General features: G+C 64.5%; 6 protein-coding genes and 1 pseudogene. 5 read left to right on the top strand and 2 right to left on the bottom strand.

All coding sequences use genetic code 11. The features are described 5' to 3' along the window. On the top strand, positions 1-305 hold a 305-nt coding region (gene tnpA, locus PG883_RS15675), incomplete at its 5' end, for an IS200/IS605-like element ISAs26 family transposase (RefSeq protein WP_244073122.1). Between the two features lie 57 nt (positions 306-362). Here tnpA and PG883_RS15670 read toward each other — a convergent pair. Then, positions 363-923 (bottom strand): annotated as a pseudogene (locus tag PG883_RS15670) (AMP-binding protein); the annotation flags it as partial. A 323-nt stretch (positions 924-1246) separates the two neighbouring features. Between PG883_RS15670 and PG883_RS15665 the strand changes: the two are divergent. Further along, a complete protein-coding gene (locus tag PG883_RS15665; protein ID WP_010674678.1) occupies positions 1247-1786 on the top strand; it encodes a glycine zipper 2TM domain-containing protein in 540 nt (179 codons plus the stop codon). 158 nt (positions 1787-1944) lie between these two features. On the opposite strand, the gene PG883_RS15660 is transcribed toward PG883_RS15665, so the two are convergent. Further along, positions 1945-5163, bottom strand: a complete 3219-nt coding sequence (locus PG883_RS15660) for an ExeM/NucH family extracellular endonuclease (RefSeq protein WP_052815032.1) — start codon at positions 5161-5163, stop codon at positions 1945-1947. Positions 5164-5757: 594 nt separating this feature from the next. On the opposite strand from PG883_RS15660, the gene PG883_RS15655 reads away from it, so the two are divergent. The 3 genes from PG883_RS15655 (at position 5758) to PG883_RS15645 (ending at position 8796) form a co-directional block, all read left to right on the top strand. Beyond that, the gene (locus PG883_RS15655; RefSeq protein WP_052815033.1) at positions 5758-6879 is read left to right on the top strand and encodes an ABC transporter substrate-binding protein; all 1122 of its coding nucleotides are present in this window, start codon (positions 5758-5760) and stop codon (positions 6877-6879) included. 101 nt (positions 6880-6980) lie between these two features. Then, a complete protein-coding gene (locus tag PG883_RS15650) occupies positions 6981-8033 on the top strand; it encodes a FecCD family ABC transporter permease (protein WP_053288212.1) in 1053 nt (350 codons plus the stop codon). After that, positions 8026-8796, top strand: a complete 771-nt coding sequence (locus PG883_RS15645; protein ID WP_143237503.1) for an ABC transporter ATP-binding protein — start codon at positions 8026-8028, stop codon at positions 8794-8796. Before PG883_RS15650 ends, PG883_RS15645 begins: the two co-directional genes overlap by 8 nt. The last annotated feature ends 28 nt before the right edge of the window (positions 8797-8824 follow it).

Raw genomic sequence — 8824 nt, 5'->3', positions numbered from 1 at the left:
TGCATCACGCTTCCTTCGGTCAGTGTGCGGCAGAGGTTTGCAGAGATTTTGGTGCGGAACTGAAAGAGTGTGACGGAGAGGCTGATCATGTTCACATGCTGATAGAGTACGCGCCAACGGTACAGCTATCGGTACTGGTGAACTCGTTAAAGGCGGTCACATCAAGGCGACTGCGTAATGAATTTCTGGACTTGAGAGGTGCTTACAGCAAACCCGTACTCTGGTCACGCTCTTACTTTGCGGGCTCTTGCGGCGGAGCACCGTTGGAGGTGATCAAGCAATACATTCAAAACCAGCGGGGCTGACGCCCCGGCGAAATTCCCCTCCCACCTACGTCGGAGGGAGTCCCCTTTCGCATTTAAGATGGCCTGCCACTCGTCCGCCGGCAGCCAGCCGGGTTCGTCCCCGTCCCCCAGGGCGATGAACCCCTCGTAGTCGAGCTCGCCGATCAGCTCCCCTTCCCGGTAGAGGGGATCGTCGATGGCGATCACCAGGGACTGGCTGTCAATGAGAGAGAGCGCCTTTCGCACCACTGCGCCGAACTCCCGGTCCACCAGCACCACCTTGCTCTGGGCGTGCTGGAAGATGAAGGCCATTGCGTCCGCATCGAGCCGGGTGTTGATGGTGTTGAGCACAGCGCCGCTCATGGGTACCCCGAAGTGCGCCTCGAACATGGCCGGCACATTGGGGGCGACGATGGAGACGGTGTCCCCCTCGCCAATGCCGCGACGGCGCAGGGCCGAGGTGAGCTGGCGGCAACGGCGTTCGGTCTGGGCCCAGCTCTGGCGCAAGGGGCCGTGGATCAGCGCCGGATAGTCGGGATAGACCCGGGCGGCCCGCCCCAGAAAGCTCAAGGGGGTCAGCGCCTCGAAATTGGCGGGCGTCTTGCCAAGGCCGGCGTCGTACATGTTCTGCTCTGTCATCGGATCCTTCCTCACAGGGACACAAAACGGGGTGGCACTCGCGGTTCACCACGACCGGCATTGTGCCCTGATGCGGGGCCAGGATGCCGGCTGGAACCGGATGAAAGGGTATCAAGGGGGCCAGATCCCAGGTATTAGCGAAACGTCTTAGGGGCCCTCGGCCCTGCTCCCCCTGTCGCCAATCGCCGACGCTATTTTTGTGCGGTCACTTTTTGCGCAGTCAGCCCCTGTCGCGATCCCGTGGCCCTTGCCTTGAGCCTGCGGCGCAAAATGCCAAGAATGATCCCACGCCCTCAACGGGTATGAGTACAAGGAGAAGAGTGATGAACAAATCCATGTTGGCAGGTGTCGGGATCGGTGTTGCCTCTGCGCTGGCATTGTCGGCGGTCGCCAGCGGATCCCTGTTTTCATCAGAGCCCCAGTTTGCCGAGGTGCTGGCCAGCAAGCCGGTGACCGAGACCATCAAGACGCCACGTCAGGAGTGCCGCAACGTCACCCTGACCCACCGCAAGCCGGTGCAGGACGAGCACAAGATCCTGGGTACCGTGGTTGGCGCGGCCCTGGGCGGCGTGGTCGGCCACCAGTTTGGCGGTGGCAGCGGCAAGAAGGTGGCCACCGCCGCCGGTGCCGTGGCAGGGGGTTATGCCGGGAATCAGGTGCAGGGCAACATGCAGGCCGGTGATACCTACACCACCACGGAGCAGCGCTGCAAGACGGTGCAGGAGAGCAGCACCCGCACCATCGGCTATGACGTCACCTACCGCCTCGCCGGCCAGGAGGGGGTGGTACGCATGGAGAAGCAACCCGGCCCCACCATTCCGGTCAAGGATGGCAAGCTGGTACTGAGCAACGCGCAGGGTTGATACTCCGTTAGGAGCGCCCTGCCATGAGGAAGGCCCGCCATGACGGTGGGCCTTTTTCATCTTCGCAACCCAACCTGTCTGCAACAAGTCTTCCCAACAAAAGTCTTCCCAACTAAGAAAGGGGCCCGCAGGCCCCTTTTTATATTGAGACGTCATCCTCAGTGGCGACCGAAGGGCCACCAGGACTTGTCGTTGTCCTGGATGTCGACCCGGGTCTGCTGCAGGGCGCCGGGCTGGCCCCCTTCCACCCGATCGAGGCTCACCCTGAACTGCTCGGTGGGCTCCACAAACCAGTCATCGATGATCAGCACCTTGACCGACTTGCTGCCCCCCTCGCCCGCAGCCCAGCTCACGGTCTGGCTGAACCAGGGCAGGAAATCCAGCCCCCAGCGCGCCGTGACTCCGTCAAGGGCCACCCGGGCCCGGGCCGGCTTGCTCAGATCGCCGCTGCGCACCAGGGGGATCTCGGCAAACCACTGCCCCTCGTTCACCGTCATGCTGGCGCGCGCCAGCGAGATGGTGGACGGCGCCAGCTTGTCCTTGATGGTCACCAGGGTCTGGTGCTGATCCCCCAGGGCCGCGCCGCTCGGGTCAAACAGCTCCAGGGTAAAGGTCTCGTCCCCCTCGTGCAGGGTGTCGCTCTTCACCGGAATGCTGATGGTCTGGGGCTCGCTCTGCCCGGCGGCCCAGTGCAGGGTGCCGGTGAGGGGCGCCACGTCGCTTGTGTCCCCGCTGCCGTAGACGATGCGATAGCTGACGCTCGCCTCCCCGTGGCTGCCATCGCTGCGACTGACACTCAGGGACAAGGTATTCCCCTCCTCCACGTTCGCAGCGGCGCTCTCGAGACTCAATACCCCGGCGGGTGGCTGCGGATACTGGATGGCCACCAGCACCGGATCGTGATCCGAGGCGCTGAAGGGCCCTTCGGATTTCGCCAGCTGACCGCTGTACTTAGTGCCGTACTCGAAGAAGTTGCTCTCGGCGGAGTTGATGTGCCAATCCTCGATGCCGATCACCTTGGCCGCGAGGCTCGGGTTTGCCAGGGCGTGATCCAGGTTGCCGAGCTCCCCTTCGTAGCTGTAGGAGTAGGTGTCGGTGCCATGGAAGCGGGTATTGAGGTTCACCAGACCATACCCCTTGCCAAGGGCGCTGCCGCTCTCCTCGAAGGGCTGACCCGCCAGAGTGGTGAAGGAGGCGCTCATGATCTGGCGCGCCTGGGCGGCCGGATCATAGTCGGTCAGCACCCGGATGGGATCCTCCATGCCATAGGCGTTCATGTCGCCGATAAGCAGCAGATCCCCGGCCAGATCCTTGAGGTGCTCCCCCAGCACCTTGGCGGCGGAGACCCGCAGCGCGTTGCAGTGGCCCTGGCCATCCAGCGGATCGGCGCTGGCGTAGTCGGGGTAATCCTCGAAGCAGGCGGAGCCCTTGGACTTGAGGTGGTTGACCACCAGGGTCAGGGGCGCATCCCCCTTGGGCGAGCTGAAACGCTGCACCAGCGACTCGCGCATCCCCTGATTGATGGTCACCGGTTTGCCGCTGGCGTCCACCGCCTCGGCCTGCTGCACCGGCAGCGCGATAAGGCTGGCGGCCCCCTCCGGGGTCACTTTGGCGGGTCGGTAGATGAGCCCCACCGTGATGGCGTCGGTGCCAATGGGCTTGCCATCCGGCGAGGCAATCCAGCGGTAGTGATCCGCCTCGTCCGGCTGGGCGGCGTTGAGGGCCGTAACCAGATTGGCGATGGCGGAGTTGTCGCCATAGCCGTTGTTCTCGATCTCCATCAGCCCCACCACGTCGGCATTGAGGCGGGTGATGGCGCTGACTATCTTGGTGCGCTGCAACTCGAACTCCGCCACCGTCAGGGCGCCCCGGTTGCTGCCGGTGGGGTTGGCATCCCCGCCCACGACCGTGGTGAAGAAGTTGAGCACGTTGAAGCTCGCGACCCGCAGATCCCCCGCCTCGGCGAGCTCGGGGGTTTCCACCCGATCCCAGCCACTGTGATCTATCTGGCTCGCGTCGATGCGATTGCTGGCCACCAGCCTGAACAGGTTGTAGGAGTAACCAAGCGCCCCCTCCAGCCCGTTGAGCTTGTCGCCGATGCGCAGGTAACCGTCCTCGGCGTTGAAGCCGGGGAACCAGGGCAGCACACCGTCCGGCGCCTTGGCGTCGGTCTCCACCACCAGCTGGTTCTGCTGGTTGCGAAGGGCCCAGTCGCTCGCCTCCTGGCTCATGGCGGCAAATTTCTGGGTCGACTTGATGAGCGGCGCGCCATAAGAGAGCACCAGGTTGTTGCGCTTGCCGTCGTAATCGAAGCTGAAGTTGCGGGTCACCACCAGGCTGGAACCGGGCACCAGCCGTACCTGCATCCCCTCGTGACGCTCCAGCAGCTGGCTCAGGCTCTCGCCCGCCACCGGCAGCAGATCCACCGCAGCCGGGATGGCCCCTTGCGGCCGGGTCACCACCAGCTCGTCTGCGTTGATCTGGGTCTGGTTGAAATACTCCTTCACCTTGCCAGACACACACACCTCGGCCCCCGGCACGACGGCAGCGTTGGCCTTGGTGGTGTAGACGAAGAGGCCGTCGGAGGTAGCCGCATTCCCGTCCCCCTGCTCGTCCTGAATGAAGAAGCCCTTGTAGAGGCCGCTCACTACCTGGGTCACCACGCCGCGGGTGGCGTAAGCCTGTTCCGATTCGAACTTGCCGGCTGGCACCAGGGGGCTGCTGGTGCCGGGGCCCTGAATGGCGGGCACCGGCACCAACTGATCCACCGGGCAGACGAAGGCGGGCGGCTGGGTGCCATCGCAGGGACCATCGCCACTGCAACCCAGGCCACTGGCGTCATCTTTCGGGGCGGCCACGTATTCCTGCGCCGGATCAAAAGGCGACGTCGCATCAGTGCGGCCCATGGTGACGGTGGCCTTGCGGCGCAGGGTCATGTCCAGGGTCGAAACGTTGCCGGAGACCCAGGACGTGCCCGGATCCACCCCTACCTGGCCGAAGCTGTCGATTATCTCGCTGCCGCGATAGAGCACCAGGGCATCGTCGCCGTTGAACACCAGGTTGCCGCTGGTCTGATTGGCCTTGGCCAGGATCTCGGCATTTGCGGAGGGGTTGGCCAGCACCAGACTGGCGCCCGGGGCCAGGGTGCCTTGCAGCGCCAGGCTGTTGGTGGGGGATTCGCTGATGGGTTTGCCGTTGGCGTAGAGGGCCAGCCGGTATTGTGAGAGATCGACGGCGTCGCTGCCGAGGTTGCTCAGCTCCACCGCCTTGTTGTTGCCGGACCCTTCCAGGTATTCGGTGATGAGCAGTTGTGCCTGTGCCTGTCCAGCGAGCGCCAGCCCGACGGCCAGCGCCACCAGAGAGTGTCTTCCTGACATGGTCAGTTTCCTTTTTTATTTGCAGATCATGTTATTGGCGCCCCGCACAAGGCGGGCCGCAGCACCTTGGATGCAGCCATCAGCGGGAGGCATGTCAGCCCCCGGCCGAAACTGCGCGCCCACTCTGCCCCGTCGACGCCGGGGCTGCTGCGAGCTGGCTAACAATGACAACAAAATGTTGCGCCAAGGTGACGGGCAATACCCGAATGGGCAGTGTCTGCCATCGCTGCGCAGGAAGTTGTCGCCCCCCAGCCCCTGCTGGCTGCCTCCGTCAGGGAGCGACATCGGCTCCGGGGCAGACGGGGGGAACACTACGGCGGCCTCTGCCCGGTACCATTTCGTGAACAGCGCCACTCACAGACTCCGAATCATGGGCAAATCCATGGGTGCCATACCGGGCGCCACCCCCTTCGTGGCCCGAGAAGGCAGAAAACCGCGGGATGAGACTCTCCTGGTGCTCTTGTGGAACCGGTTTCAGTAATGACAGAAATAACAAGAGAGGGGATGACACAAACGTTTGTTGCTTTTGCGCTCGCGAATGGCAATAGTTCTCACTTTCTTTTTTGACCGTCTCTATTCTCGAGGTGCTACAAGATGTTTCGTCACCCCCTGGCAAAGTTGCTGCTGCTCGGCCAGCTCGTCCTGGTGAGCTGGATGGCGCAGGCCGCCCCCCCCGTTGAAGTGGAAGATGTGATGGGCCGCAAGGTCTCCCTCAGCCTTCCGGCAAGCCGCATCGTGCTCGGTTTCTATCCCGAAGATTACCTGGCGGTGGCCGGTGAAGGCGGGGCCGAACGCCTGGTGGGCATGTCCCTGGGCTGGTTCATGAAGTCCCGTCCCGCCATCTGGTCTCTCTACGTGGCCAGCCAGCCACAACTGGCCAAGGTCCCCGACCTTGGCAACGTACAGGATCAGAGCTTCTCCATCGAGAAGACCCTGGCGGTCAAGCCCGACCTGGTGATCCTGGCGAAGTGGCAATATGAGGCCCTGGCCGCCGACCTGCCACGCCTTGAGCAGGCGGGGATCCCGGTGGTGGTCATCGACTACAACGCCCAGACCCTGACACAGCACATGGCGAGCACCCTGCTGCTTGGCAAGCTGACCGGCCAGGAGGCCCGCGCCCGGAAGATGGCCGACGAGTACAAGGCCAAGATTGACACCATCACCTCCCGCATCGCCGCCGCGAAGCGCACGCCGCCCCGGGTCTACATCGAGCTGGGTGACAAGGGTCCGGCCGAGTACAGCTACACCTATGGCAAGGACATGTGGGGCGCCATGGCCCTGCTGGCCGGTGGCGACAACGTGGCCGCCCCCTTCGTCGATCGCTGGGGCCCCATCCACCCGGAACAACTGCTGGCGAGCAAGCCCGAGGTGATCCTGATGGCGGGCTACGAGAGCGTGAGCAGTGCCGTCGCCATGCAGGTGGGCCAGGATGTGTCGGCAGAGACCGTGCGCCAGCGTCTGCAAGGCTTTGCTGCCCGTCCGGGCTGGAGCGAGCTGCCTGCGGTGAAGGAGGGTCGCCTCTACGCGGTCTATCACGGCGCCACCCGCAGCATCATGGATGCCGCCCTCATCGAGTTCATGGCTAAGGCCCTCTATCCGGACCTTTTCCAGGATCTCGCTCCCCTGGCCACCTATCAGGCGTTCTACCAGCACTACCTGCCCATCCGTCCCCAGGGCACCTTCATGCTGGGCATCAAGCAGGATGACGCAAGCTAACCCCGGCAATTCGGGTGCGGCCCACCTCGGCCACGCCCTCTTCAGCAACCCTCTTGGATTGTGTGGGCGCCTCTTGCGGCGCCCGTTTCAGGATTGACATCATGAATGATTTGGCTGCCCTGCAGCAGACCCTCGCCCGGCAGCGGCAACGGGAGCGCCGTCGCTGGCACTGGCTCCTGCTGCTCACCCTGGTCCTGTGCATTACCCTGGTGCTCGACATCGCCACCGGCCCCTCCCTGTTGGCCCTGCACGACGTGATCGATGCCCTGGTTTCCCCCGCCCAGGCCGATCCCATGACCCGCACCATCGTCCACGACATGCGCTTGCCTATCGCCCTCATGGCCCTGGTGGTCGGCGCCTCCCTCGGCCTTGGCGGCGTGCAGATGCAGACCCTGCTGGACAACCCCCTCGCCAGTCCCTACACCCTGGGGCTCGCGGCGGCGGCGGGCCTGGGCGCGGCGCTCGCCCTCTACACCGGCGGCCTCGGGCTCTCCCCCCTAGTGGCCATCCCGGCCGGCGCCTTCATTGTGTGCATGTTTGCCGCCTGCCTGCTGTTTGGGCTGGCCATGATGCGCCATGTCAGCAGCCAGACCCTGATCCTGGCGGGCATCGCCCTGCTGTTCCTGTTCCAGTCCCTGCTCTCCCTGCTGCAGTTCCTCTCCTCCCCCGAGCTCAACCAGCAGATCCTGTTCTGGCTGTTTGGCAGCCTGATGCGCACCACTTGGGACTCCCTGATCATCACCGCCGTCGTCACCCTGATCTGCACCCTGCTCATCTACCGGGATGCCTGGGCCCTCACCAGCCTGCGCCTCGGGGAAGCCCGTGCCCGCAGCCTCGGAGTCAACGTCGACAGGCTGCGCATGAAGACCCTGGTGCTGGTCGCCCTGCTCACCGCCACCGCCACCAGCTTCGTCGGCGTGATCGGCTTCGTCGGCCTGGTGGCCCCCCATATCGCCCGCATGCTGGTGGGGGAAGATCAGCGCTTTTTGATCCCCCTCTCCGCCCTGTGCGGGGCCTGCATGCTCTCGGCGGCCTCGGTGCTCTCCAAGTCCATCATTCCGGGAGCCCTCTTCCCCATCGGCATCGTCACCGCGCTCATTGGCGTGCCCTTCTTCATCTGGTTGATCCTCGGCAGGGGGCGTAAACGTGCTTGAAATATCCCGACTCTCCCTCTCCCTCGGCCAGCAGACCCTGCTGCGGGATCTCAGCCTCACTCTGCATCCGGGTCAGGTCCATGTGATCATCGGCCCGAACGGGACCGGCAAGACCTCCTTGATGCGCACCCTCTTCGGCGAGCTGACCCCGGACAGTGGCGACATCCGCCTCGGGGACCAGAGTGCCCGCCAGATGACGCAGGCCAGGTGGCGCCAGCAGTTTGGCTACATGCCCCAGAACATCCAGCTGGAGCTGGATCTCAGCGTCATCGAGGTGGTGGTGCTCGGGCGCCTCGACAGCCTCTCCATGCGCCTCGCGGACGAGGACATACTGGCGGCCGGCCGCGCCCTGCATGCGCTCGGCATCGCCCATCTGGCGGATCGCCCCCTCTACTCCCTGAGCGGCGGCCAGCGGCAGATGGTGCTCTTCGCCCAGGTGCTGCTGCGCGATCCCCGCATCATGATGCTGGACGAGCCGGTCAGCGCCCTGGACCTGCACCACCAGATGCAGCTGATGGAGCACCTGTGCCAGCAGACCCGGGATCAGCAGTGGATCACCCTGGTGGTGCTGCACGATCTCAACCTGGCCGCCCAGTTTGCCGATCAGCTGATCGTGCTGGCAGGGGGGGAGCTCCAAGCCTTCGGCCCCCCCGCCCGGGTGCTCGACGCGGCCCTCATCGAGCGCCTCTACCAGGTGCCGGTGGAGATAAGCCACGATCAGCGCGGCATCCCCTTCCTCAGAACCCTGCGAAAGACGTCATGACACAGTGCTGCGCCACCCCGGCGACCTC

The organism is Aeromonas sp. QDB25 (assembly GCF_027707725.1).
Lineage (GTDB): Bacteria > Pseudomonadota > Gammaproteobacteria > Enterobacterales > Aeromonadaceae > Aeromonas > Aeromonas caviae.
The sequence above is the reverse complement of the archived record's forward strand: the minus strand, read 5'-3'. Positions and strand labels throughout refer to the sequence as shown.

What these genes read in the sequence shown, in the direction of transcription:
- PG883_RS15660 (WP_052815032.1), bottom strand. Translation starts at nt 5,163, where the DNA reads ATGTCAGGAAGACACTCTCTGGTGGCGCTGGCCGTCGGGCTGGCGCTC.
- PG883_RS15650 (WP_053288212.1), top strand. Translation starts at nt 6,981, where the DNA reads ATGAATGATTTGGCTGCCCTGCAGCAGACCCTCGCCCGGCAGCGGCAA.
- PG883_RS15655 (WP_052815033.1), top strand. Translation starts at nt 5,758, where the DNA reads ATGTTTCGTCACCCCCTGGCAAAGTTGCTGCTGCTCGGCCAGCTCGTC.
- PG883_RS15665 (WP_010674678.1), top strand. Translation starts at nt 1,247, where the DNA reads ATGAACAAATCCATGTTGGCAGGTGTCGGGATCGGTGTTGCCTCTGCG.